The sequence below is a fragment of the Jeotgalibacillus salarius genome (assembly GCF_004405125.1).
GTDB lineage: Bacteria > Bacillota > Bacilli > Bacillales > Jeotgalibacillaceae > Jeotgalibacillus > Jeotgalibacillus salarius.
Window position 1 is genome coordinate 301,068 of the sequence record NZ_SORX01000002.1, and the last position, 25,639, is coordinate 326,706.

The following is a 25,639-nucleotide window of genomic DNA, read 5'->3' on the forward strand; positions in this document are numbered from 1 at the left end:
CTAACAGCTCCTCTTTGCTTCTTTTATGAATGCATGTATTTTTGAATGATCTTTTTGAAGATTCGTTTCTACACCGCTCGAGACATCAACACCAATGGGTGATGTTTCACTGATAGCTTTTGAAACATTTTCCGGTGTTAATCCCCCGGCAAGAATAAATTGCTGATCAGTCTGTTTTAGAATTGACCAGTCAAATGTGTGGCCGCTTCCTCCCCGGTAATCCGCCCCCGGTGCATCTGCCAGAATATGCTTCACCTGATACAATTGCATGCTGACAATATCCGATTGGTCTCTTATGCTGAAAGCTTTTATAACAGGTCTTGGCATTGAGTCGCAAAAATCCGGTGTTTCTTCTCCGTGAAGTTGAATCAGATCCAGCTTTACTGTTTCAACAGCTTGCTGAATTTCATCAAGTGTTGGATTAACAAAGACTCCAACTTTTAACACGGAAGGTGGAACATCCTTGCTTATATGAGCAGCCTGTTCAAATGATATTTTTCGTTTACTTTCAGCAAATATAAAGCCTACATAATCTGCACCACTCTTGACTGCTGCATCAACATCTTCACGATTCATCAGTCCACATATTTTAACGAGCATGCAGATCACGCTTCAGTGGAACCTGTAAAGATTTCAGCAAATCTCCAGGTTTATCTGTTTTCATTAATGACTCGCCTACCAGTACAGCTGATGCACCTGTATCTGCAGCTTTTTTTGCATCTTCAGATGAAAAAATTCCACTCTCACTGACAAAAGATAATCCAGCTTCAGTAATGATTTCTCCGAGCTTTTCACTTATTTTCAGATCTACTTCAAACGTTTTAAGGTTACGGTTATTTACACCAATAATTTCTGCATTCGCACGAAGAGCACGCTGAAGTTCATCTTGATTATGAACTTCTACGAGCACGGATAATTTTAATGACTTAGCGTGCTGGTATAGTTCATTTAACTCCTCGTCTGTTAATGCAGCGACAATGAGCAGGATGATCGATGCACCGGCATTTGCTGCTCTGTCAATCTGCTTTTTATCAATCATAAAGTCTTTACAAAGAACCGGAATATTAACCGCTTCAGCAACAGCTTTCAAGTCATCAAAAGAACCCTGGAAAAAGGATTCATCTGTCAGTACCGAGATGGCAGACGCGCCATTTTCCTCGTAAATTTTTGCCTGGACAACCGGATCCATATCTGGATTAATGAGTCCTTTTGATGGGGAAGCCCTTTTGATTTCTGCAACGACACCCATGTAATCCTTGTTATGAATATGAAATGGGAGCGGGTTTATATGGTCAGTCGAATAAACTGACGGGTAATCTTTTAGTTCTTCTTTCTTTTTTTCGATAATTGTATCCAGAATTGTCAATTAGACCACCGCTTTCTTCTTACTGAAATCGATCAGCTTGTTTAACTTATCCAATGCTGATTTTGAATCAATACTTTTCTCTGCTTCTGTGATCCCGTCTCTAATCGACTTTACTTTTCCAGATGCAAATAAAGCGATCCCTGCATTAAGCACGACTGTCTGTCGGTAAACTGAGTCTTCTCCCGACAGCACAGATAACAAAATTTCAGCATTCTCTTTTGAATCTCCGCCTTTAATTTCTTCATTCGGAATGACTGACAGGCCCAGCTCCTCAGGGTGTAGTGTAAATTCGTTTATTTCATCACCTTCCAGTAGTGCAAGGTAGTTCGTCCCCGCAAGAGATGCTTCATCCATATGGCCGGCACCGTTTAAAACTACGCCTCGTTTTCTTCCGGTTTTCTTCATCGCAAGCGCCATTGTATGAATCATATCTCTACGATATATTCCAATCATTTGAGAAGACAGATTTACCGGGTTCGTCAATGGACCGATCAAATTAAATATCGTCGGAACACCTAGAGCTTTTCTGGCTTTCATTACATTTTTAATTCCACTGTGTACATGTGGTGCAAATAGAAAAGTGATCTGATATTTTTCAAGCAATTCTTTTGCTTCTTCTTTATTAAAATCAAGTCTTACACCGAGATGCTCAAGCACATCCGCACTTCCCGTTTTACTCGAAATGCTTCTATTACCGTGTTTTGCTACAGGAATCCCAGCACCGGCGATCACAAATGCAGCACATGTACTAATATTAAAACTTTGCGATCCATCACCACCGGTACCACAATTATCAATAATATTTTCTGCTGTTGTTTCATAAGAGCCTGCGATTTCTTTCACTGCCATCACAAGTCCGCTGATCTCATCAGAAGTCTCACCTTTTTCTTTCAATGCCAGCAGAAAACGCTGAATGTCTTCCTGGTTCGTTTCATGATCAAACATCAGTCTTCCTGCTTCTATCATTTCACTTTCGGTTAAGTGAATGCTCTGCTCTGCTAGCTCAATATACTGTCTCATCTAAACTCTCTCCCTCGCTGTAATAAAATCTGTGCATTGTTTCAGCAACTTCTTACCGTGATCAGTACCAATTGATTCCGGATGAAATTGAAGACCTAATACAGGGTCAGTATGATGAATCACCGCCATAATTTCCTGATCGTCTGCTGAAAAAGCAATCGGTTTTAGCGAATCAGGCAAGCTTTCCTGTTCAATCACTAAAGAATGGTATCTCATCACACGAATGACTTCATCCTGACCAAAGATATCTGTTCTGTCATGTTGAATGACTGACTCTTTCGCATGCATAATATTTTTAGCTCTGATCACTTTCGCGCCATATGCTGCACCAATTGCCTGGTGTCCGAGACAAATACCGATAATTGGGATCTTTGGTCCCAGTACTTTAACTGTTTCAATACAGTTTCCGGCTTCATCCGGGTGTCCGGGTCCTGGTGAAAGGACAATTAAATCCGGGTTTAAAGCTCTGAGCTCATCTATTGTAAACTGATCATTTCTAATGACTTTTACCTCATCATATTCGCTTAAATACTGGTAGAGGTTATAAGTGAACGAATCATAATTATCAACTAACACAATCATCGTCCCACCTCCAGCAGCGATTTTGCTTTATTTAATGTTTCCTCATATTCACTTTCAGGCACTGAATCATACACAATACCCGCCCCTGCCTGTACATGTGCTGTCTGATCTTTAATGACCATGGTTCTGATTGCAAGCGCAAAGTCAAGTGCGCCATTGAAGCCTGCATATCCGACAGCTCCAGCGTATACGCCTCGTTTTACCGGTTCAAAATGATTGATCAGCTGCATCGCACGGATCTTAGGTGCTCCCGAAACAGTACCTGCCGGTAAAGCGGCGATTAGTGCGTCTAAACCATTTATCTCAGGTTTTAAAATTCCTTTTACTTCTGACACAATATGCATGACATGCTGATATCTCTCAATGACCATAAATTTCGACAGTGTAATTGACCCTGTTTCACAAACTCTGCCAAGATCATTTCTTCCTAAATCTACGAGCATTTTATGCTCAGCACATTCTTTTTCGTCATTTAATAGTTCTTCTGCAAGCTGCTGGTCTTCCAGTTCGGTTTTGCCTCTTTTTCTGGTTCCGGCAATCGGGTTTGTTGTTACATGTTTGTCATTCACTTTTATTAAACTTTCAGGTGACGCACCTAACACAATATAATCTTCAAAATCTATATAAAACATATAAGGCGAAGGATTATCTTTTCTTAAATTCCGATAAAATGAAAATGGCGATCCGTTAAAGGGTGCACTCAGCCTTTGAGAAAGTACAATTTGAAAAATATCACCCGCACGAATATATTCTTTTGCTTCTTCTACATGTTTTTCATACGTTTCTTTTGCCATATTGGATTGATAATGCAAAATTTCAGTTTGCTCAGGCTGCAGACTGACTCTGCTGAAATCAAAAATCTGGCTGACCAGCTCATCTATTTTTGTTTCCAATTCATCAGCTGAATTTCTTTGATCAGGATCAAACGTAAAGATCGTCACTTCATGTCTTTTATGATCGTAACTGATAATGGTGCTGTATAACATTAAGTGTGTGTCCGGCATGTTCAGTTTATCAGCAGGCGTTTTTCCTACATCTTCATACGATGCAGCCTCATCATAACCGATATAACCAATCGCACCACCGGCTACCGGGCTTTCGTTCGTATCAATTCTATATTGTTCAATTAGCTCTTTTAACAGAGAAACTGGCTTTCCATCAAAAGGCTTCTGTTTATTAGACGGGTACTCAAATATCGCCTGGCCATTGATCCCTATTAACTCAGCAAATGGATCTGCGGCAATAAATGAGTATCTACCTGATTCCTCATGTTTTAATGAACTTTCCAGTAAACATTTTTTTCTGCCATGTATGCTTTGGAAAATTGAAATTGGCGTCAATGCGTCTCCTGCAATTGTTTTTACTGCATATCTCTTCTCTTCTGTTCTCAACTCTCTCACCTCTTCTAAGAATAAAAAAACTCCGCACAGAAATAATCTGTACGGAGGACGGTTCATAACCGCGGTGCCACCTCTTTTGGAGTGTATACTCCCTCTCATTATGCTGTATCGGGCATCAGCCGTATTCACTCACAGGTCCATTCTGACAGTGCTACAGTCCTGCTTCCACCAGCCGCAGGCTCTCTGTTCTGTGCTCACTGCATACTCTTCCTGATCATCGATTTCCCCATATAAAAAAGCTTCCTGTCCTGTAAAAAAGGACGGGAAGCCCGTGGTACCACCTTCATTGATTTCAATAAGAAACCCACTCGTTGCGGGACGTTATGTCTCCGCCGTCAGCTATCGGTGACGAACCGCCTGTTCCTACTTATTGTTCAGACAGGTGCTCGGGAATCCATTCGCACTTTTTCTTTACTGGTTTTCACCAACCACCAGCTCTCTTGAAAAGAAATCAGTGTTACTACTTTCCTTCATCGCGTTAAACAAATGATATTGTTTTTGATAATAAAGGTGATTAGAAAAAAAGTCAACCCAAAAGTGTCGACTTTTTTCACAAATCTGAATTGTTCGTTTTAGCGAATGTTTAGTGCCGGAGCTTTCTTTTTTAAATAGTCTCTGGACGCTTCTGCCATTTTTTCATACAAATGATCTTCGCCCGTTTCTGTGATTGATTGAAGATAAGCTTCCCCTGTATCTGTAAGCTTTAACTTCATATGATGAGTAAATGTTGCATTTCCGATTAAATCAATATGGTCATAATGGTCATTTTGTTTATGAATCACACATTTCACGCGGCCTCCATCATTGAAAATATTGATCGGGACACCCGGTTCCCATTTACCGGCAAGTACCTGGACCAGACTTGAAGAAGACATCGCAGTACCGCAAGCATTCGTAAACCCGACACCGCGTTCAAAAGTTCTGACAAAAAATTCTCCTTCATCCAGTTCTACTACGTAACTGACATTTACACCATCAGAGAACCACTGATTGTTGTGATTGAAAGACGAAGCAAGCTTCTCCTGATGATCGGAATTAATTAAATCTACTGGAACATTTGTAATAATATGCGGGTTTGGTACAGCAAGAGCTGTAAAAAGACAATCCTTTTCCCACTCTGGAACCGGCTCAAGCACTAACTCGCTTTTCTCTTCGAGGCGAAGCGGCAGTGAATCAAGGTTAAATAGAATAGGTGATATCTCTACTGAGTAAGTTGGTATGTCACCATATAACTCATCGACCTGTTCGACACGAAGGTGTGCTTTCATCGTTTCTACTTGAAAAGAGTCTAACTGATCCCGTTCGGCAATATATCTCGCTGCACATCTTAGTCCATTCCCACACATCGACGCTTCTGATCCATCTGAATTGAATACCCTCATTTTTGCTTGTGCGCTCAAACTATCTGAAATAAACAGAATACCATCTGTTTGCGTATCTTCACATAATATTTTTGTCCAGCTCTCTCTTAAAAGATCTGAGGTCTGGAATGGAATATCTTTTTCATCTATTATGATAAAATTGTTTTTAGAACCATGAGACTGAATTGCTGGTATCATCACGACAACTCCTTAAATACATTGTTTTAAATACAATGCCATAAATTGCGTTTTCATGCAATCAGTCTTGTTCGGTGCGAGGAGGATCATGATTGAATCAGGATGATGTGAAGTTTCGATTTGAATTGATAGAAGTAACGAAAATAGAAAGAGGTTATCTGATCAGTGTAGAAGTTCAAATCAGATGGCTAAAAGAAATAGTTTATCTTGGCGTGGTTGATGTTGAAATGAACGACATTGGCATTTTTCCATCTCCGGCTCATCTTGCAGCTGCGTCGCCGTATAAAGGGATCAGAGGAAAACTTGGAGCTGAAATGAAAAGATATATTAAAATCCAGAAGAAGTTTATACCGGAGCTTGCTGAATGATAAATTTTATTCATTAGCTAAATTAACGGGGCTGTCAAATGACAGCCCCGTTAATGATCTATATTTTATCAAATTCCCGGTAAGAAATGAAGAATAAAATACACAAGGAATAAAATTGAGATAATGAGTAGTGGCGTGGTGATTTCTTTCCATCTGCCAGTCACAAATTTTAATAGTGGATAAAGAATGAAACCAATCGCGATACCATCCGCAATACTGTAAGTAAAGGGAATCATGACGATCAGCATAATCGATGGAATGGATTCAGTGAAATCTTCCATATTCATATGTCTCATCTGTTGTATCATCAGAATCCCGATAATCATCAGGATAGGTGCGATTGCATGATCCGGAATATATCCCATATAAGGAATAAACGCTGCAGATGCGATGAATAATACACCTACAGTAAGCGATGTTAACCCCGTACGACCGCCTGCTGCCATTGCTGCAGTTGATTCAACCGTTGAAACTGTTGGACTTGACCCAAGAAGCCCTGAGCTGAATGCAGATAATGCATTGGCTTTCAGTGCACCTGAATATTTTTCAGGTCTCTTAATAAATGCAGTATGTCCATGGACCAGACCAATGTTTTCAAATACAAGAACCATTGTCATGGAAAAAACTGCAATCCAAAATGGAATTTGAAGCCAGCTTTCAAATGATAGCTGGAACCAGACTACAGAGTCCGCTGTTATACTCGAACTGCCCGCACTATCAGGTGTAATGTTCATGATAAAAGCAAGACCGGTCCCGAAAAGAATCGTCCACAGAAAATGACCGGGTACATTCTTGATGAATAGTACGAGAGCGAATAAAAGCGTAATAATCGTCGCCAGCGCCTGGGGTTCATTAAAATGACCAATAGCCAGAATCGAATTTTCTCCCTGAATGACCAAAGCTCCTTTTTCAAGCCCAATGAGCAATAGGAAGAAACCAAGTCCTACTGTAATTGCATCTTTTAACGACTGGGGAATTGCTTCGCTCAACACTCCTGAAAGTTTCGTGAAGGCAACTGCAATAAAAAGTATTCCTGAAAATGTAACGATGGTCAATGCTTCTTGCCACGTAAAGCCCATTGACTGGACCAGGGTGTAAGTAAACATTGCATTGATTCCCATTCCCGGAACAAGGATGATTGGTGCCTTTCCAATCACCGCCATGAGAATACATCCCAATGCACTTACCGCAATCGTCGCGATCACAGCGCCTTCAAAAGGCATCCCGGATTCAGACAAAATCAGTGCATTTACTGCTACGATATACACGATTGTAAAAAATCCGATCACACCTGCTGTCACTTCTTTTCTTACTGAAGTGCCATGTTGTTCTAACTCGAAAAATCCTCCTGATTTCATTATATAGCCTGCCTTTGCAAGCGCCCTCTCCCTACCCGCTCAAACCGCAAAACGGCGAGCCACAAGTGTACATTATACGACGGATTCAGCTATCTGTCATCACTTATTCACTTATGCAATAAAATTTTTAGCCCTGTTTTGACGACATTATAAAAATGCAGGACCATTTCGCGGAAAGCGGAGAAATGGTCCTGCACGGTTGATAAATATGATTTATACGTCCATTCTTTTGAACAAGCTTGCCATTTCAATTGCCGCAGTGGCAGCTTCCCATCCTTTATTACCGGCTTTTGTACCTGCACGTTCAATCGCCTGTTCAATTGTATCAGTTGTCAGTACACCAAAAATCACTGGCATACCTTCATCAAGTGCGACTTTAGCAACACCCTTTGATACTTCACTGCTCACGTATTCAAAATGTGGTGTAGCTCCTCTGATAACTGTACCTAGTGTAATGACTGCATCGTATTTTCCTGACTTAGCAAGTCGCTGTGTTACAACCGGAATTTCAAATACACCTGGTACCCAGGCAACTGATACATCTGATTCTTCTACACCATGTCTTTTAAGCGCATCTTCAGCACCGCTTAGTAGTTTGCCTGTAATAAATTCATTGAATCTGCTCACTACAATTGCTACTTTCAGTCCTGATCCAGATAAATGTCCTTCGTAAACTTTTTTCATCATAAATTCCTCCTATAAATTAAGCATATGTCCAAGTTTAGATTTTTTTGTTTCTAAGTATTTCGCATTTTGCTCTTTAGTTGGCATTTGTATTGCTACACGTTCTGCTACTTCAAGTCCGTATCCTCTTACTCCTGCAATTTTTCTTGGATTGTTTGTTAATAAGCGCATTTTTGTAACGCCGAGATCCTTCAAAATCTGTGCGCCTATACCATAGTCTCTAAGGTCTGCAGCAAACCCGAGCTTATGATTTGCTTCAACCGTATCAAGACCTTCTTCCTGAAGCTTATAGGCTTTCAGTTTGTTGACAAGTCCGATCCCGCGTCCTTCCTGCCTCATGTACAACAGGATACCATTGCCTTCACGCTCAATTTGAGATAGTGCAGCATAAAGCTGAGGTCCGCAATCACAGCGGTTTGATCCGAACACGTCACCAGTCAGACATTCTGAGTGCACTCTTACCAGAACCGGTTCACCGGCTTTAATATCACCTTTTACAAGGGCAACATGCTCCTGACCGGTCAGGATTTCAGTATAGGCTACAGCTTGAAATTCACCAAATTCAGTCGGCATAAATGTCTCAACTTCTCTTTTTACAAGCTGTTCTTTCATTCTTCGAAATGCGATCAAGTCTTCAATCGTAATCATTTTAAGATCAAATTTCTTCGCGATCTTTTGCAATTCAGGTACTCTTGCCATTGTGCCATCTTCATTAATGATTTCACAAATGACACCAGACGGCTTTGAACCACTGAGTAATGCCAGGTCAACAGCAGCTTCTGTATGTCCTGCACGTTTCAGCACCCCGCCTTTTTTTGCCACGAGCGGAAAGATATGCCCAGGTCTTTTAAAGTCTGCCGGGTTGGCCTTCTCGTTAATTAATTCTCTAACAGTCAGCGCACGTTCAGGGGCGCTGATCCCCGTAGTCGTGTCTCTATGATCCACACTGACAGTAAAAGCAGTGCCGTGGGAATCAGTATTTGTATCAGTCATAGGTTTTAACTGCAGTTCTTCAGCCCGTTCTTCCGTAATAGGTGTACATACAAGGCCACGTCCCTCGGTGATCATGAAGTTAATCATTTCAGGAGTCGCTTTTTCCGATAAACCGATAAAATCTCCTTCATTTTCACGGTCTTCATCGTCTACTACAATGACCGGCTTTCCAATTCTTAAATCTTCTAATGCTTCTTCTATTGTGTTAAACATGTCTCTTCCTCCTACTATGTCACTCACATAAACCCATTTTCTTTTAAATATGCTGCATCAATACCGCTTTGCTGAGGCTGCATTAGATTTTGTACATATTTAGCGATCATATCGCATTCAATATTAACTTTACTGCCGGGGGATTTAGAAGCGATAATCGTGTCCTCTGCTGTTTGAGGTATAAGGGAAATCATAAACGCATTGTTTTTAACATCAAATATCGTTAATGATGTACCATCTACTGCAACAGATCCCTTCATCATAAAATATTTCATCAATTCGTCCGGTGCCTGAATGTATATATAAATGGCATTCTCTTCTTTTTTCATTGACTGTATGATACCTGTTCCATCCACATGGCCTGATACAAAGTGGCCTCCAAATCGTCCACCTGCAGCCATGGCACGTTCAAGGTTTACTTTTGAGCCTTTTGTTAATTCATGCAGCGTAGTGGATTTCATCGTTTCAGGCATTACATCAACTGAGAATCGATGATCTGCCAGTTCGGTTACAGTAAGGCACACGCCATTAATCGATATACTGTCACCAATCCCCGCATCTTTTATCACTTTACTGCAGGTAATCGTTAATATCATCGAATTTTTACCTTTTTGAAGGTTATGGATTGTTCCTACTTCCTCAATTAAACCTGTAAACATTTATTCATCTCCCTTAGGTGTAGCAATTACCTTCATATCAGTCCCAACCATTTCAACACTGTCAATTTTCAGTTCGAAAGCGTCTTCCATCGTTTCAATGCCGCTGCCTCCTACGACACCTTTAGCAAGACGGCCGGTTATCATTTTTGGCGCAATATAAGTAACCATTCTGTTTACTGCTCTCGCCTGAATGAAAGAAGCGTGCACCTCGCTTCCGCCTTCAACATATACTGAATGAATATCGGAATTAAACAATGATGTCAAAACATCTTTAATATCAACTGCTTCAGTATTCAGTTTATTTACAGTTACGCCGTTCAGATTATTTAAATATTCTTCTTTTTTCACATCAGCATTTTTACCGCAAATGATGAAAACGGGTGCTGCTGAATCGTGCAGTAATCCGGCATTCGCTGGAATTGATAAGTTTGTATCCAGCACGACTCTTATTGGGGAGATTCCACCCTCAATCAGCCTGACAGTAAGTGAAGGATCATCTTTAATTACGGTATTTACGCCAACAAGGATCGCATCATGCAGATGGCGATCTCGATGAACATCAACTCTAGCTTCAGGGCCCGTAATCCATTTACTGTGCCCGCTATTAGATGCAGTTTTTCCGTCGAGAGACATCGCTGTCTTCAATGTGATGAAAGGTTTCTTTTCATTAATCGCATAGAAAAAATACTCGTTCAACTGATCCGTTTCATCTTTACAGACACCTGTCATAACTTCGATTCCTGCGTTTTTTAACTTTTTTATCCCGTCACCCGCTACCTTAGGGTTGGGGTCAACACTGCCAATCACGACTTTTCTCAGTTTCTTTTCAATAATCAGGTCTGCACAAGGCGGGGTTTTCCCGTGATGAGAACATGGTTCAAGTGTTACATAAATTGTTGCTCCTTCAGCAAGATCACCAGCCATAGTCAGGGCGTGAACTTCAGCATGAGCTTCTCCGGGTTTAAGGTGAGCACCCATTCCAACCACTCTGCCATTTTTAACGACAACGCTGCCAACAGCCGGATTGGGTGATGTTTGTCCCTGTGCAGCTTTAGCAAGATTGATCGCAGTATTCATCCATTTTTCATGCAAAAAAATCAACTCCCGTAAATAAAACCTGTATATGAACGTTCAATCAGAAGTCATAAGTTTTAATGATCGATAAATGAATATAAAAAAACTCCCGGATTTTCAGGGAGTTTGAGTCATAACGAAATAAGCGTTCAAATTGTTCGTTTAAACGCATTTCCTTTCTCCCATCCAGACTTTAACTGTCGGCTTTGGAGTTTCACCAAATCCACCGGTAACACCGGGTCACGGACTAAGAGCATTCTCTCATCACCGCCGGTAGGGAATTCCACCCTGCCCCGAAAGGTACGATATTCGATTGTCTTACTATTATGTCGGATATCTCTTACATTTGTAAAGTAAACAGTGTTCTTTTCAATGATTCTTTCTGAAAATTCTTTTCTCCTATAAATTCTTAAAGTAATATTAGATTACGAATAATTTTAAAAGGAGGCTGTCCGATGAAAACCTTATTAAAGGATGCAGTCGTATATCCAATCACCTCTGCAATGATTCAATATGGAGATGTGTTAATTGAGGATGGAATCATAAAAGAAGTTAGCGAAACGATTCAAGGTCACGCGGACGCAACAGTAATCGATTGTTCAGGACAGCATTTAACACCCGGATTAATAGACGTCCACACGCATCTCGGACTGTATGATGAAGGGACTGGATGGGCTGGTAATGATGCAAATGAATCGATAGAACCTATGACACCTCACATCAGGGCAATTGACGGTGTATACCCGTTGGATGAAGGTTTTGTGAATGCCAGATCTCATGGAGTTACAACGGTAAATGTGCTGCCGGGAAGTGCGAATGTAATTGGAGGAATCACCGCTATTATTAAAACGAATGGGAAAACTGTTCAATCCATGATTGTTAACCCTGAGTCAGGCTTAAAAATGGCGCTGGGTGAAAATCCTAAGCGTATGCATTCTAATGGATCCAATGACTCAATTACCAGGATGGGAATCATGGGTATGCTGAGAGAACAGCTCTATTTAGCCAAAAACTTTGACGGTACAAATGACTTGCGTCTGAGTGCACTTCAAAAAGCGCTAAACAAAGAAATACCAGTAAGAATACATGCTCACCGTGCAGATGATATTGTGACAGCGATCCGCCTGGCAGAAGAGTTTGATCTGGACTTACGCATAGAGCACTGTACCGAAGGACATTTAATTGTTGAAGAGGTTAAAAGGTCAGGTGCAAAGGTTTGTGTTGGTCCAACATTCACCAGGAAATCTAAAGTTGAATTGAGAAATAAATCCTGGAAGACTTATCAGGTTCTCTCTGATGCAGATATTGAAGTATCAATCACGACGGATCATCCTTACACACCGATTCAATATTTGAATGTATGTGCTGCCATCGCAGTCAGAGAAGGGTTATCGATTCAGGCAGCTCTGGAGGCGATCACCATAAACCCGGCACGAAACCTGGGAATTGATCAGAAAACCGGCAGTATCGAACCTGGAAAAGAAGCAGATTTAGTTCTCTGGAGTCAGCATCCTCTTCACTTTATGGCCGCGCCCGTTTTCACAATGATTAAAGGTGAAATAGTCTACCAAAATTGAAAAAATTTTTTTTGAAATAAGGCAAAAAAACTATTCTCAAACTGTAAATTATTTTGTATGATTTAAATGCAAAGATGTAGAAGAAGCATACGATACAAAGATGCCATAAGACTGTCACAGGAGTCTATTATGGAGGGAAGGCAAATGGTGCGCCACCAGTTGTTAAACTGGTTCTAGTGGGTTCGATTCCCACCCCGGAATTTTTTATGAACGCAATGAAAAATTTCGAGGGTGGTATACCACAGATCCGTTCAGGATACTGCCCTTTTTTAGGAGGGCACAACCATGATAAAAAAGCGAGACGTACACGAAAGCCAGGCGCTTTTCGAACTGATGACGCATCCCGACGTATATCCTTATGTCAGACAAAAAGCATCTTCTTCAGAAGAACTCATGTTCATGATCAAACAGATGATTGAAGCTGAAGAACGTGGTGAGATCATTTCCCGAACCATTTTAGACGAATGGAGCTGTCCTGCAGGTACGATCAGTCTATTTGATATGCAAAATAATAGTGGTTTTCTTGGCACCTGGCTCGGCAAACCTTATCACGGACTTGGTTACAACCAAGCAGCAAAAGAAGCTTTTTTTAGTGAGCTTTTTTATGACTTAGGAATTGAAAATATTTATCTTCGTATTAGAAAAGCCAATGTCAGATCTCAGAAAGCTGCAGAAAAACTACCTTATGTTGTTTCTGCTAATGAGACAAATAAAACACTGTATGATGAAATCAATAAAGAAGAGAATCTTTTTAATTTATATGTCATTACGAAAGATTTATATACGCTCGTTCATATGCGCAATCAGGATGAAGCTGAAAATGCGCTCGAAGCATAAAAAATCACCGGAATTAATCCCGGTGATTTTTTTTATGACCTATTGAGAGCAGTAATCATATCTTCTTCGTCGTTCAATATTTCAACTGCTTTGTTTATCAAGTTTTCATGTTCCAACGCGGATACTAGTACTGCAGCCACATCACCACGTGTGATTTCACCATTACGATTTTCGAGCATTTCAGCTGCTCTAATTTTCCCGGTCTCCTGTTCATTCGTTAAAAGACCTGGTCTGATGATTGAATAATTCAATCCACTCTTTTCAAGATGCTTGTCTGCAGCATGTTTTGCTTCATAATAAGCTTTCATGTCATCGCCGATATCCATTGAAGATAGATCTCCTGCACCGATTGCGCTTAACATAACAAACTTCTTTATTCCTTTTTCGACTGCTAGATCAATCGCCTTTATTGCGCCTATTTCATCAATTGCTTTTGTTTGATCAGGTCCTGTGTGCCCACCCGATCCGGCTGCAAAAATGACAGCATCTACTTCATCATAAGCATTTGTAAAGTCATCTTCCAGATCTCCATGTACCGGGAGCCCACCCAATTTTTCAATTTCTTCAAATTGTGATTCTTTTCTAACCATTCCCCTTGCGTAGTACTTATTTTTTCTCGCCAATTTATCAATTGTCAGTCTTCCAGTTGTTCCATTTGCTCCAATTACTAAAACATCCATTTAAAATCTCCTCCGATTTTCTTAATGCTATCCTTTTCCCTTTCTGAAACCGGATAAACGAGTCGAAAATAATAGGATAATTGAAAAACAACGGACTAATTAACGTCCGTTGTTTTTAGCAAGCTGAGAAATTTCCTCTGCCATCTGAGTAATTGTATATGACGGAGGTGCTGCCTCCATTTTTTCAATCATCTCCCACTGCTGATCTCTTAGTTGTCTTACAGTAGTCAACAGGCTTTCTGTTGTTAAATTTTCTTCTTCAAGCTTCAAAGCAAAACCTTGCTGTACGAATGAATTGGCGTTAAGAATCTGATCACCCCGGCTGGCTTCTCTGGAAAGCGGGATGAGAATCATAGGTTTTTTTAATGCAAGAAATTCAAAAATAGAATTTGAACCTGCACGGGAGATAACTAAGTCTGATGCCGCGATCAAATCCGGAAGCTCATTTGAAACAAATTCATATTGTATGTAATCAGGATTATGGTTTTCAACCACATTTCCTTTTCCGCATAAATGAATGACAGAGTAATGCCCGGTTAATTCATCAAGTGCATTACGTACAGTCGTATTTATTCCTTTAGCCCCCAGACTTCCTCCCATCACTAAAATAATTGGCTTTGTCTGATCCAGACCTGAAAAAGCAATTCCTTTGTCTCTTGTTCCCTGAAAAAGTTCCTCGCGGATAATCGCACCTGCACATGCTGATTTTTCTTCCGGCACATACTGAAGCGTCTCTTTGAAGGTCGTGTAGATTCTCGTTGCAAATGGCATGGCCAGCTTATTAGCAAGTCCCGGTGTTACATCTGATTCATGAATCGCTACTGGCACCCGCGCCATTTTCGCTGCCAGTAAAACCGGTACTGATACAAAACCACCTTTAGAAAAAATCACATCAGGCTTGATTTTTTTAATCTTCAAGTACGCCTGTAAAGTCCCTATCAACACTCTGAAAGGATCTGTAAAATTTTTAACCGAAAAGTATCTTCTGAGTTTTCCGCTGGCTATACTGTAGTAAGGAACTTCAGAGAATTTTTTAGTAATAATATCTTTTTCTATCCCATCATGTGAACCAATGTAGGATACCTGCCAATTGTTTTTTAAAAATTCCGGAATGAGTGCAGTATTCACTGAAACGTGTCCAGCTGAACCTCCACCGGTAAATAATATTTTCTTCATTTTATTATGTTACTCCAATCTGAAAATTTGTTACTTTTTCTATTATACCTGAATCACTCAGAACGAAAAGAGGTTCCGGCTTTAATAATAGAATCTGCTACATTCAGCCCACTCATTACAACCATTGGTGACCCCCCGCCAGGATGAGTAGAACCGCCAGTATAATATAGGTTGTTTATGATTGTACTTTTATTTCCCGGTCTCAAAAAAGCATCTTTCATCGAATTTGATGAAATGCCGTAAATTGATCCCTTGTATGCGTGAAAGAGGTGTTTTAATGAGTCTGGTGTAAAAACTTTTTCAGCTTCCAACTGCTCAGTAATTGGAATTCCTTTTGCTTCAAGTGTACGGTAAATCTTCTCTTTATATGAGTCAACGTTTTCAATGTGATTAGCTGGCGCATTTACCAGAATAAATAAATTACTTCCTTTTGAAATGTTCTTATCTGTATATGCGCTATGGCTAATATAAATTGTAGGATCCTCAGGCATTTTTTTATGAACAAATATATCTTCAAATTCTTTGCGATAATCCACAGGGAAATAAACCTGGTGATGGTGAATATTATCCTGAAATGTTTTGAGACCCACCAGTATGACAAATGCAGAAATCGATGGCTCAAAGTGATCAAGTTTTTGATTTGAAAGTCCGGGTCTGTCACTTTCTTTAATGAGATTCTTAGTTGAAGTGACATAATCCCCATTTACGACAACCTGATCAAAGTGATGCATTTTACCATTTTGAGTTTGAAGCGCATATGCTTTGTTATTTTTTATTAATATCTCCATTACCTCTTCATTATAAGAAATGTTACCGCCGAGACGTTTAAATACATCTTCAAATGCTTCAGCGATTTTCGTATTTCCTCCTTTTACGGTAAAAACACCTGATACCATTTCCAGGTAGCCGATCATAGAGAAAGTAGCAGGACTCTGATATGGTGATGAACCGATATATGTAGCATAGCGATTAAAGACATTCTGTATGTTTGAGTTTGAAAAGTATTTTTGATTAAATCGCCACATTTTTTCAAAGGGTCTGACTCTCATAAATGCATTTGCCATCGCTGGATCGAGAAAGTCAGATAGAGAGGTAATCGCTTTAGGAAAAAAAGCTTTCTCTGAGAGCTTGTAGAGCCTTTCAATCTCTTTCAGGTAATCCCAGTAATGCAAAGCCGCATAGGGATCAAGCGTCTTAAGTTGCTTTATCACTTCATCAGGATGAACCGACTGGATAAACTCAGTTCCATCCGGAAATATATTTTTTGTATGTCTTTCCAGTCTGATAAAAGTCAAGTAATCTTTTAAATCAAAGCCGGTATTCTTCAACGCATCCTCAAAAACCCATGGCATCGTGATTGTATTGGGGCCAAAATCAAAACGGTATTCACCAAGCTTGACGGGCATCATTTTACCACCAGGATGCTGATTCTTTTCGATCAACGTTACATTAAATCCACTGGATTGAAGTCTGATCGCACATGCCAGTCCACCCAGACCGGCCCCTATTATACAAATGTTTTTCAACGGTAGATTCTCCCCTTCCACGTATATCCGCTTCCATTTATGCTCTTAATGATTGATGATATGAGCAGGATGACTAAAGCAATTGCAGATACAGGCATATATATAAAATGGACCTTAGATTGCCCGGTTGCTGAATCGATCAGAAAAGTTTGTAAGAATATAATTAGAAGAGGCAATATCCATATCCAATCCCCATTAATGAGACCGATGATTGCAAGTGGCAGTGGCAAGAAATAAAAGCACAGATAAAACAAAGAGACAGCGATTGAAGCCATTAATGATCGGCCAAGTCCAGTGAAAATGTTTTTTGAAAAACCCTCCCATACTTCTTTATTCGTATCATACATATCACACGTAACACCATTTGAAATGTTACTCAAAATGCATCTATAGCCATTTTTTTTTAGTGTCCTCGTTATATGAATATCTTCTACAAGTGAATTCTTGACAGCTTTATGACCACCTGAATTTAAATATGCTTCTTTTTCAAATAACATGAATGCACCATGCGCGGCTGTAAAAGCAGGTATTTTTGTATGATTGGCGACTATGTTGGGCAGATGAAAGAACACAAAAAAATGTTGCAGAGGAACAAGCAGCTTAGCTAATAAAGAGTTAGTCGGAAATTGAGGAAAACCAGTAATAAGCGATGCACCCCTCTTGTTCAATATATTTAGTGCCTGTGAAATCGCATTGGGATGCAATCTTACATCTGCATCAATAAAGCAGAAATAATCACCTGAAGCTTCTTCACTCAGCTGATGACATGCAAAAACTTTTCCGACCCAGTCTTCCGGAAGAGGCTTTCCTTCTATCACTTTGATTTGATCATCGAATTTTGCAAGTATCTTCGCAGTCTCGTCCTCTGATTGATCATTCAATACAATGATCTCTTTATTCGTGTGTGAAGAGGCCAGTATAGACTTTATGACCTCTTCAGCATTTGTCTCTTCATTTCTCATCGGTAACAAAAAAGATATTTTAGTTGAATGATCATTTAAATGTCGGTTTAAACGAGGCATGGTAAAAATATTAATGATGGTCATAAATAGAAAAAACGTTAATATAAGTATGAGTACAATCATGTTTTCAACCTTCCTGCAGATGACCGCCTTTATTTTCTTTTCAATACTTCAAACCACTCACTGGAGGTTTTAAAACCTTTCATGAAAATATTATAATGGTCAATTTCTTCATTAATCACATCTTTTTTAACTTCATTAATAGATTCTTCTAAGCAAGAACGCATATAGTGACTTTTCTCGTTTCTGTCCATCCCTTTTAACTCATTCGGATCTATAGAGCTTCCAATTGAAATAAATAACTCCGGGCGCTGATCATGACGAAAAGTATAATATGCAGCGACCGGAATAATTTCCACATGCTGATTTTTATCTAAAAGATAGGCAGGACCATTCATAAAAGAAATAGGGCGTTTTTCCAAATGCTCTTCTTTTCCCTGAGGAAATATCCAGATGGATTTCTCCTGTTTTAATTTCTGATCAGCAAACTGCAGACTTTTAATTAAAGATTTCGGTGAATCAGGATCAACCGCAAATGCCCCGATCCTTGAAAAAAATGAGAACTTCTCAATCCCATCTTTACTCATCATCGCATACGCATCTTCTTTTAAATAATATCTGTTTAAATAAAATACAATTAGTCCATCCCACCAGCTGGAGTGGTTCATAATATAAAGCTTAGCAGCTGTCGACCTTTTTTGATGATCTTTCATATACACTCTATAAAAATGTTTTTTTAATTGCCAGGTCAAATAGTTTCCGAGTAGCAGTTCTGTTTTATTAGATTTGTTGTTCATCGGATCCTCCTGATGAAAAATAAATAAACAAGATAGGTTACCAGTAATCCGAGCGCCGTTGAAATCACTGCTAAGAACAGCTGGTAAGCGAGTGCTGTAATCACAAACATGATGATCATCATAAAATAAAGCCACTTTGTCCTTTTTGTCCAAAGCTCGTCCGATTTATCAACAGCCAGAAAATAAACAATAAATTGTATTATGAAAGAAACATAAAACCACGCGATAAAATTCTGAGTTGGAATATCATAATATGGCCCTGTATCATCCCACACCCAATACTGTTTCGCCTGATAAGCAACAGGGTCTATGATCAAATCCATACATACAGCCAGAAGCGACGTCATAAAAGCAAAAAATAATGCTTTCATCAGACTTTTAGGTTTGCCAAGAAGCCTGATCATTAAGCTGAGTGAAGTAAATATGACCATTACCCATGCGAACCCGATCGTAAGAGGAACACCAAAAACCTGAATTCCGAAGTCCTGCTCATAATGATAAGCTCCAAACACAATCCCATACTTAACTCCAAGTGACTCAGCCCACATTGTAAATGCCATGATTAAAGCACTTATTGTCAGTCCTCTGACTGTCCCCATTACTTTTGTTGAATAATAAATAGCCAGAATTCCAGCAAGATATAAAAACACTGCATTCGCCCATTCTAAAAATGGAGGCAACAAGTCGAAAGCAACTAAAATGACTCCGATTGCGTACCAGAGTAAAAATATTTTCCATACACGATTCATGACATCACCTTCCGAAACTGTTATATAAATAGTTATGTTATAATTCTCTGAGCTAGTCACTAATAGTTAATTTAAAGTGAAGTAGAAAGAGAGCTGGGTCTTTATGGAGCAAACTTATAGTCTCAAACAAAAACTTAAACAATTTTCAATCATACTGATTCCAATTCTGGTCACTCAACTAGGCTTGTTCGCAATGAATTTCTTCGACACGATTATGTCGGGGCAATATTCAACTGCAGACCTGGCAGGCGTTGCAATAGGTTCGTCTCTATGGATGCCTGTATTCACAGGTTTATCAGGCATTCTGCTCGCAGTGACCCCAATTGTTGCGCAACTCATTGGTGCTAAAAAAGAAAAATATGTTAAAAACACAGTGATTCAAGGCGTGTATTTGGCAGTCATTATGGCGGTCATTATTTTAATCATCGGCATCTTCCTGGTAGGTCCCATTCTCTCATTTATGAATATTGATAGCGAAGTTAGGAGAGTTGCGGGACTATATCTTGCAGCATTATCCGTTGGGATCGTTCCGCTTTTTGTTTACAATGTTTTAAGATCGTTTATAGATGCACTCGGATTTACGCGTGTCACCATGTATGTAACGCTAATGTCACTGCCAATCAATGTCGTTTTTAATTATATATTAATATTTGGAAAGCTTGGCCTGCCAGCTTTAGGAGGGGTTGGTGCAGGGATCGCATCAGCCATTACATACTGGTTGATTTGTGCAATTTCAATTGTGATCGTTCATCGAAACCGGCCATTTAATAAATATCAGGTATTTAGCGAAAAATCCAGATTTGACTACTCAAAATGGAAGGAAATCCTGTTAATCGGGATTCCGATCGGCTTTGCCATTTTCTTTGAAACGAGTATTTTTTCTGCAGTAACGCTACTCATGAGTGTTTATTCAACTGAAGTTATAGCTGCACATCAGGCTGCTTTGAATTTCTCATCATTTCTTTACATGATCCCTCTCAGTATTTCAATGGCGTTAACAATTGTAGTAGGCTTTGAAGCTGGTGCAGGAAGAATGAAAGATGCCAGAACATACAGCTATTTGGGTGTAACTGTAGCAGTATTAATTGCTGCTTCAGGTGGTATCTTAACTTATGTATTTAAAGACTCTGTTGCAAGTATATATGTCACGGATCAGGAAGTCATTAACCTGACAGCGCAGTTTTTAATATTTGCCGTACTATTTCAATTATCTGACGCCATCCAGGCACCGGTTCAAGGCGTATTAAGAGGGTATAAAGATGTTAATATCACACTGATTATGACCATGATCTCTTATTGGGTCATCGGACTTCCTGTTGGTTACCTGCTAGCAAATTATACAGAGTGGACTTACTTTGGCTATTGGATTGGGTTAATTGCAGGCCTTACAGCAGGTGCAATCACATTAACGATTCGAATGACGATTATTCAGCGCAAAAAAATGAACACAGCTCCCGGTTTATAACCGGGAGCTTATTGCTGTCGAAAAATTTTTCCTAATACATCTTTTCCTCCTGTAACCGGAATGATCGCTCCAGTCATAAATCCTGAATTTTCTTCAATTAAAAATGAAATGACTCTTGCAATATCCTCACCGGTTCCCGGTCTGCCAACAGGATTTTCATGGTCATCCGATCCAGTTGCATCACTAATGCTCAGTTCTTTCCATGATCCTTCAATATCACCAGGACAAACCATGTTAGCTGTAATGCCATTTTCTGCCTCTTCTAATGAGATCGTTTTTGTAAATGAAGCCAGACCGCTTTTTGCAGATGCAAATGCTGATCGATACATCCATCCGGACGCACTGTCTACTCTGTCATAGCCATAAGTAATAATTCTTCCCCACTGATTTTCGCGCATCATAGGAACAATGTATTTTGAAAGATAAAATACAGCGTTTAAATTTCCATTGATCATATGATCCCATTCTTCAAAAGAATAATCTGTCATTTTCTTTCTCTCAGGTATATATGGACCTGCATTGTGAATCAAAATATCGATTTTTTCAATTTGTCTTTCTTTGATTTTTTGGATTAATAAAAGACTTCCTTCTTTAGAGGCAATATCTGATTGAATTGCTACACAGTCCTGTTTACTGATTGTGCTTAAAATTTCTGCGAATTTTTCTGCCTGATCTGTATCGGATCTGTAATTAATAATAATTCTGTACCCTTTTGAAGCCAAATGCTTGGCTGTATATTTTCCGATCCCTTTAGACCCACCTGTAATTAATACTGTTTTCTCCATTGGCTTCAACTCCACACAAGATTCTTATCATCATTGTAAGAGCAAAAGAAAAGGGAAAGCAACTATTAACACGTTCAATCGATAATACCAGTACTGGATAAAGAAACGTCAACTTCGACCTGGACGGGCAGTTCTGAGAATTTTTGATGCCATTCTTTTTCCTCCCACTCTTCAGGCATTAGTGCAGCCGTCATTCTACCGAGTCCCAAAACATCTGATTTATTTTCCTGCAGCAATACAAATAGAGCTTCTGTATCTTCTTTTATTGTTTTTTCCCACCATGCTTCAATAGATTCTAATTTTTTTGTTCCGACGAGATGATCAGGCCCGTACTCTGCAACTGCTCCATTCATCTTTATTTCTACAGAAAGACTGAATGGGTTTTGCTTCAGCTTTAGGTTACTCTTCGTATTTTTGAATTCAAGGGTCATCCAATTGGAGACTTCAGGCTTTTGATCATCTGTATATCTTTTAGTCAGACGCACGATTCTGTCAGTTTTATTTCTCAATACATTGAACAAAGTGGTTTGTTCCTGGTCCATATAAACCCCGGTATATTTATCTTTACTGAAAAGTGATGTACCCACTGCCTCTACCCTTTTTAATTCTTCTCTGTAAATCAGCATCGGCATAAATAAATCTATACCTGGATCAAACAATATTGTACATGCATTCTGTAAAGTCATCTTGGGAATAACATCAATAATTTCTGAGCTCACCAGCAGTCCAGCATAATATTCAGACTTGTTTTTTTGAGACTCAACAGGATAATTCAGTAATTCTTTTGCAGATGTATCTGTCATTGCTACTCTTGCATTGAGATGATGCTTTGGATCTCTGAAAATAACATCTATATATGGATAAATGTCATCTGCCGCTAAATCTTTTCCTAATATTACAACCTGGAGCTTCGAAAAATCTACATGCTCTGCCACGACTGTATCCACATGATATCTGCTATCCCGGACAGTATGATTATTTGTTGTTATAATATTTACTTCTTCAGACGTCTCGTCAACAGGTGGCGCTACTGTAGTAGTCTGTTCTGATCCGTCTTCCAATACATCATAGCCAACTGTATAAATTAGTTGTACATCTTTAAGTAAATTCTGATCCCAGCAACCAGTCAGCAGAAAAATACATCCTAATAGAAACACGCATCTTTTCAACTATCTCCTACCTTCTTTCTCAAAAAACTGACCATAAGTGTAAGTGTTGGTATTAAAACCGCAAAAACCAAGAGCATAGAAAATAATTGATTTTGGATCATATTGATTTCCACTTTAGATTCTATAAAAATTGAAATGACAAAAACAATAAAAGTGATCGCCACTACAGCGTATTTATGGGTTTTTAAATTCAACAGCGATTGAACACCTGTTCCCGTTACAAATAGGTAATTTATACACACTGCAGTTGATATAATAATCCAGAAGGTCAGAAATAAAATATCGACTCTGTCTATAATCATGAGGCTCAATGCTTTCATGATATAAAGAACCGGGTAAGGAACAATTTTTAATTCATCAATATAAAAAAACACTTGAACTGATATGATCAGGTAAATGTAAATGAATGTAACGATACCGGAACCAATCAATCCTTTTTTTAACTCTGATCTTTTATTTTCTTTAATATAATGCGAGAAAAACAATATCATTTCAAATCCTGATAATGCAGCTACTGCTGGAACAACACCTTTAATTATCGCTTTATATCCTTCTGACCCCACTGGTAGTAAATATAGAAACTGAGGCGCTGCATATACGAAAAGGATAACAATCAATAACACTGGAATAAAAAAAGAGATCAGCATTGAAAACCTGGCAATCAGTGTGATATTGTCTATCGCCAAATACAGTGATGGAATGAGTAATAACAATAAGATCATCCATGTCGGCGTGAAAATATTAATCCAGTCTGTAATCAATTGCTGAAACGATGAAATAACCATTAAGAGCATAAATATCAAATAAAGAATTGTGAATAACAGGAGCATTTTTCCGAGAAATTTCCCATATACCATCGATAAAAAATCAAAGTAAGAAACGGTTTTGCATCTCATTATAAGCCATATATAAATGATAATGATTCCTTGTACAGTCAATCCGCCAAGTATCATTGAAATCCAGGCATCCTGTCCGGCTTCAGCAGCGATGTCGGTTGGCATGGATAAAGCAGAAATCCCTAATTGGGTTTGTAATGTTAAGAAACACAATTGCCATCCCGTTATTTTATTTTTTTGCATGCTTCCACCACCGGTTTCTTCCAAATCTCTTGCGATTTAATGGATGCGCATCTGCAGATCTTGTATCCAGTTTTGATCCGGGAAGCCGGATAAATGTATCCTTAATACCCGACACGTGAAAAGGGGCGATTGGCGATAAATAAGGAGTTGTAAGAGATTCCAGCTTAATCAGATGTACGATGAGTATGATTATCCCTGCTGCAACTCCTGTAAACCCAAACAATGATGCTAATATCATAAATGGAAATCTTAATATTCTGACTGCAGTATTCATTTCTACAGAAGGTACTACAAAAGAAGAAATAGCTGTTAATGCAACGACAATGACCATCAGGTTTGAAATAAACCCAGCATTGACTACCGCATCTCCGATTACAAGACCTCCAACGATGCCTATGGTCTGTCCGATTGGATTTGGCAGCCTGATTCCTGCTTCCCGTATTAATTCAATTGTCAGTTCCAGTATTAAGGCCTCAAACAGTGGTGGATACGGGATGTCTTGTACAGCTCTTTTTGCAGGTAAGGTGAGATCCTCAGGTATTATTTCAAAGTGAAAACTGATTGTAGCAATATAAATTGCCGGTAGTAATAATGCAATTAAAAAGCTGGCTATCCTTAACAATCGATAAAAGGTTCCTACAAGAAATCGCCCGTTATAATCATCTGGAGACTGATAGAAAGTAAAAAAATTAACAGGAGCAATTAGACAGGTAGGTGAACCATCCATCATGAAGGCAATTCTTCCTTCCATTAAGTTAGCAGCTGTACGTTCCGGTTTTTCTGTATTCAAAAACTGTGGAAACGGAGAGTAGTTGCTGTCTTCAATGAACTCTTCTATATAACCAACACTAAATGCAAGATCTACATCTACTGCATTAAGTCTCATCGTAAATTCCTCAACAAGCATAGGATCTGCAAGATCGTTTAAATATATCAATGCGGTCTTTCTATGAGAATGAGAACCAATTGAAAAATACTTTATGATCAGATGAGGACTTTTTAGTCTGCTTCTGACCAGATTTAAATTAACAATTAAATTTTCATTAAACCCTGTGTGGGACCCTCTTACTATTTGTTCATTTTTAGGTTCCTGGATTGAACGCTGAAAAACTTTTAACGATTTTATACTGGTTATATTCCATATCCCGGAATCATCGGATATCAACAGAGTTTCCCCATCTAGAAGGAATTCTATCGCTTCAGTAAATGAAAGATCCGATGGTTGAATTTTCACATCAATCGTATCCGGAAATTCATCAGTTTTCCAGAACATCTCACTGATCCATTCAAGTAGATTACTCTGTTTATTCGTATCTACAAGTGATTCATAATAGAGCAGAACGGTCTGTTTATCCAGATAATCTAAAACGATTGTCGTTAAATCATCAGAATTACCTGAACTGAAATCGATTTGTTCTATTAGTTCATTAAAAGATTTACATTGGTTAATATTCTGTAGTTTTTTGAACCTTTTTTGATCTTTTTTCATATAGACACATCC

At 39.1% G+C, this 25,639-nt stretch carries 25 protein-coding genes, 1 riboswitch and 2 other annotated features; of the genes, 4 read left to right on the forward strand and 21 right to left on the reverse strand.

Annotated elements, in window-relative coordinates:
• The 6 genes from E2626_RS04010 to dapF all read right to left on the reverse strand — a co-directional run bounded on the left by E2626_RS04010 (nt 1) and on the right by dapF (nt 5,927).
• Complete coding sequence (locus E2626_RS04010) at nt 1-600, reverse strand: phosphoribosylanthranilate isomerase (RefSeq protein WP_134379921.1); 600 nt, start codon at nt 598-600, stop codon at nt 1-3.
• Nucleotides 590-1,366 (reverse strand): indole-3-glycerol phosphate synthase TrpC, encoded by a 777-nt coding sequence (gene trpC / locus E2626_RS04015; protein ID WP_134379923.1) that lies wholly within the window; start codon nt 1,364-1,366, stop codon nt 590-592. The genes E2626_RS04010 and trpC overlap by 11 nt, the downstream gene beginning before the upstream one ends.
• Nucleotides 1,367-2,386 carry an anthranilate phosphoribosyltransferase gene (gene trpD / locus E2626_RS04020; protein WP_134379925.1) on the reverse strand — a complete coding sequence of 340 codons (1,020 nt, stop codon included), beginning with the start codon at nt 2,384-2,386 and terminating at the stop codon, nt 1,367-1,369.
• Nucleotides 2,387-2,968, reverse strand: coding sequence for an anthranilate synthase component II (locus E2626_RS04025; protein WP_134379927.1), 582 nt, complete (start codon nt 2,966-2,968; stop codon nt 2,387-2,389).
• Nucleotides 2,965-4,368 (reverse strand): anthranilate synthase component I, encoded by a 1,404-nt coding sequence (trpE, locus tag E2626_RS04030; protein WP_341785728.1) that lies wholly within the window; start codon nt 4,366-4,368, stop codon nt 2,965-2,967. The genes E2626_RS04025 and trpE overlap by 4 nt, the downstream gene beginning before the upstream one ends.
• A 41-nt stretch (nt 4,369-4,409) precedes the next feature.
• Nucleotides 4,410-4,595, reverse strand: a binding site (T-box leader).
• 26 nt (nt 4,596-4,621) lie between these two features.
• Nucleotides 4,622-4,851 (reverse strand) — a binding site (T-box leader).
• An 89-nt stretch (nt 4,852-4,940) separates the two neighbouring features.
• Nucleotides 4,941-5,927, reverse strand: a complete 987-nt coding sequence (dapF, locus tag E2626_RS04035) for a diaminopimelate epimerase (RefSeq protein WP_134379931.1) — start codon at nt 5,925-5,927, stop codon at nt 4,941-4,943.
• Between the two features lie 92 nt (nt 5,928-6,019).
• Between dapF and E2626_RS04040 the strand changes: the two genes are divergently transcribed.
• Nucleotides 6,020-6,295, forward strand: a complete 276-nt coding sequence (locus E2626_RS04040) for a hypothetical protein (protein ID WP_134379933.1) — start codon at nt 6,020-6,022, stop codon at nt 6,293-6,295.
• Nucleotides 6,296-6,363: 68 nt separating this feature from the next.
• On the opposite strand, the gene E2626_RS04045 is transcribed toward E2626_RS04040, so the two are convergent.
• The 5 genes from E2626_RS04045 to ribD all read right to left on the reverse strand — a co-directional run bounded on the left by E2626_RS04045 (nt 6,364) and on the right by ribD (nt 11,294).
• The gene (locus E2626_RS04045) at nt 6,364-7,653 is read right to left on the reverse strand and encodes an NCS2 family permease (RefSeq protein WP_134379935.1); all 1,290 of its coding nucleotides are present in this window, start codon (nt 7,651-7,653) and stop codon (nt 6,364-6,366) included.
• Nucleotides 7,654-7,866: 213 nt separating this feature from the next.
• Nucleotides 7,867-8,337, reverse strand: coding sequence for a 6,7-dimethyl-8-ribityllumazine synthase (gene ribH / locus E2626_RS04050; protein WP_134379937.1), 471 nt, complete (start codon nt 8,335-8,337; stop codon nt 7,867-7,869).
• A gap of 12 nt (nt 8,338-8,349) precedes the next feature.
• The gene (locus tag E2626_RS04055) at nt 8,350-9,543 is read right to left on the reverse strand and encodes a bifunctional 3,4-dihydroxy-2-butanone-4-phosphate synthase/GTP cyclohydrolase II (protein ID WP_134379939.1); all 1,194 of its coding nucleotides are present in this window, start codon (nt 9,541-9,543) and stop codon (nt 8,350-8,352) included.
• 23 nt (nt 9,544-9,566) lie between these two features.
• Complete coding sequence (gene ribE / locus E2626_RS04060) at nt 9,567-10,202, reverse strand: riboflavin synthase (RefSeq protein ID WP_134379941.1); 636 nt, start codon at nt 10,200-10,202, stop codon at nt 9,567-9,569.
• Complete coding sequence (gene ribD / locus E2626_RS04065) at nt 10,203-11,294, reverse strand: bifunctional diaminohydroxyphosphoribosylaminopyrimidine deaminase/5-amino-6-(5-phosphoribosylamino)uracil reductase RibD (protein WP_134379943.1); 1,092 nt, start codon at nt 11,292-11,294, stop codon at nt 10,203-10,205. It abuts the gene before it with no gap.
• Between the two features lie 152 nt (nt 11,295-11,446).
• Nucleotides 11,447-11,581, reverse strand: a riboswitch (FMN riboswitch).
• 150 nt (nt 11,582-11,731) lie between these two features.
• On the opposite strand from ribD, the gene E2626_RS04070 reads away from it, so the two are divergent.
• Both E2626_RS04070 and E2626_RS04075 read left to right on the forward strand, forming a co-directional pair.
• Nucleotides 11,732-12,853, forward strand: a complete 1,122-nt coding sequence (locus E2626_RS04070; protein WP_134379945.1) for an amidohydrolase — start codon at nt 11,732-11,734, stop codon at nt 12,851-12,853.
• Nucleotides 12,854-13,138: 285 nt separating this feature from the next.
• Nucleotides 13,139-13,690: a GNAT family N-acetyltransferase gene (locus E2626_RS04075; protein ID WP_134379947.1), complete on the forward strand. Its 552-nt coding sequence runs from the start codon at nt 13,139-13,141 to the stop codon at nt 13,688-13,690.
• 32 nt (nt 13,691-13,722) lie between these two features.
• Here E2626_RS04075 and E2626_RS04080 read toward each other — a convergent pair whose 3' ends face one another.
• The 6 genes from E2626_RS04080 to E2626_RS04105 all read right to left on the reverse strand — a co-directional run bounded on the left by E2626_RS04080 (nt 13,723) and on the right by E2626_RS04105 (nt 19,640).
• Nucleotides 13,723-14,370: an SDR family oxidoreductase gene (locus tag E2626_RS04080; protein ID WP_134379949.1), complete on the reverse strand. Its 648-nt coding sequence runs from the start codon at nt 14,368-14,370 to the stop codon at nt 13,723-13,725.
• A 99-nt stretch (nt 14,371-14,469) separates the two neighbouring features.
• Nucleotides 14,470-15,546: an undecaprenyldiphospho-muramoylpentapeptide beta-N-acetylglucosaminyltransferase gene (locus tag E2626_RS04085; RefSeq protein WP_134379951.1), complete on the reverse strand. Its 1,077-nt coding sequence runs from the start codon at nt 15,544-15,546 to the stop codon at nt 14,470-14,472.
• A gap of 53 nt (nt 15,547-15,599) precedes the next feature.
• A complete protein-coding gene (locus tag E2626_RS04090) occupies nt 15,600-17,072 on the reverse strand; it encodes a phytoene desaturase family protein (protein WP_134379953.1) in 1,473 nt (490 codons plus the stop codon).
• A complete protein-coding gene (locus E2626_RS04095; protein ID WP_134379955.1) occupies nt 17,069-18,157 on the reverse strand; it encodes a glycosyltransferase family 2 protein in 1,089 nt (362 codons plus the stop codon). Before E2626_RS04095 ends, E2626_RS04090 begins: the two co-directional genes overlap by 4 nt.
• A 29-nt stretch (nt 18,158-18,186) precedes the next feature.
• Nucleotides 18,187-18,891 (reverse strand): lysophospholipid acyltransferase family protein, encoded by a 705-nt coding sequence (locus E2626_RS04100; RefSeq protein ID WP_134379957.1) that lies wholly within the window; start codon nt 18,889-18,891, stop codon nt 18,187-18,189.
• Nucleotides 18,888-19,640: a carotenoid biosynthesis protein gene (locus tag E2626_RS04105; protein ID WP_134379959.1), complete on the reverse strand. Its 753-nt coding sequence runs from the start codon at nt 19,638-19,640 to the stop codon at nt 18,888-18,890. Before E2626_RS04105 ends, E2626_RS04100 begins: the two co-directional genes overlap by 4 nt.
• Nucleotides 19,641-19,743: 103 nt before the next feature.
• Between E2626_RS04105 and E2626_RS04110 the strand changes: the two genes are divergently transcribed.
• A complete protein-coding gene (locus E2626_RS04110) occupies nt 19,744-21,105 on the forward strand; it encodes an MATE family efflux transporter (RefSeq protein ID WP_134379961.1) in 1,362 nt (453 codons plus the stop codon).
• A gap of 8 nt (nt 21,106-21,113) precedes the next feature.
• Here E2626_RS04110 and E2626_RS04115 read toward each other — a convergent pair whose 3' ends face one another.
• The 4 genes from E2626_RS04115 to E2626_RS04130 all read right to left on the reverse strand — a co-directional run bounded on the left by E2626_RS04115 (nt 21,114) and on the right by E2626_RS04130 (nt 25,627).
• Nucleotides 21,114-21,890 carry an SDR family oxidoreductase gene (locus E2626_RS04115; protein ID WP_134379963.1) on the reverse strand — a complete coding sequence of 259 codons (777 nt, stop codon included), beginning with the start codon at nt 21,888-21,890 and terminating at the stop codon, nt 21,114-21,116.
• A 74-nt stretch (nt 21,891-21,964) separates the two neighbouring features.
• On the reverse strand, nt 21,965-23,059 hold the full coding sequence (locus E2626_RS04120) for a Ger(x)C family spore germination protein (RefSeq protein ID WP_134379965.1): 1,095 nt from the start codon (nt 23,057-23,059) through the stop codon (nt 21,965-21,967).
• Entirely contained in the window at nt 23,056-24,138 is a 1,083-nt protein-coding gene (locus tag E2626_RS04125) for a GerAB/ArcD/ProY family transporter (RefSeq protein WP_134379967.1), read from the reverse strand. Before E2626_RS04125 ends, E2626_RS04120 begins: the two co-directional genes overlap by 4 nt.
• Complete coding sequence (locus E2626_RS04130; protein WP_134379969.1) at nt 24,125-25,627, reverse strand: spore germination protein; 1,503 nt, start codon at nt 25,625-25,627, stop codon at nt 24,125-24,127. The genes E2626_RS04125 and E2626_RS04130 overlap by 14 nt, the downstream gene beginning before the upstream one ends.
• Nucleotides 25,628-25,639: the final 12 nt, after the last annotated feature.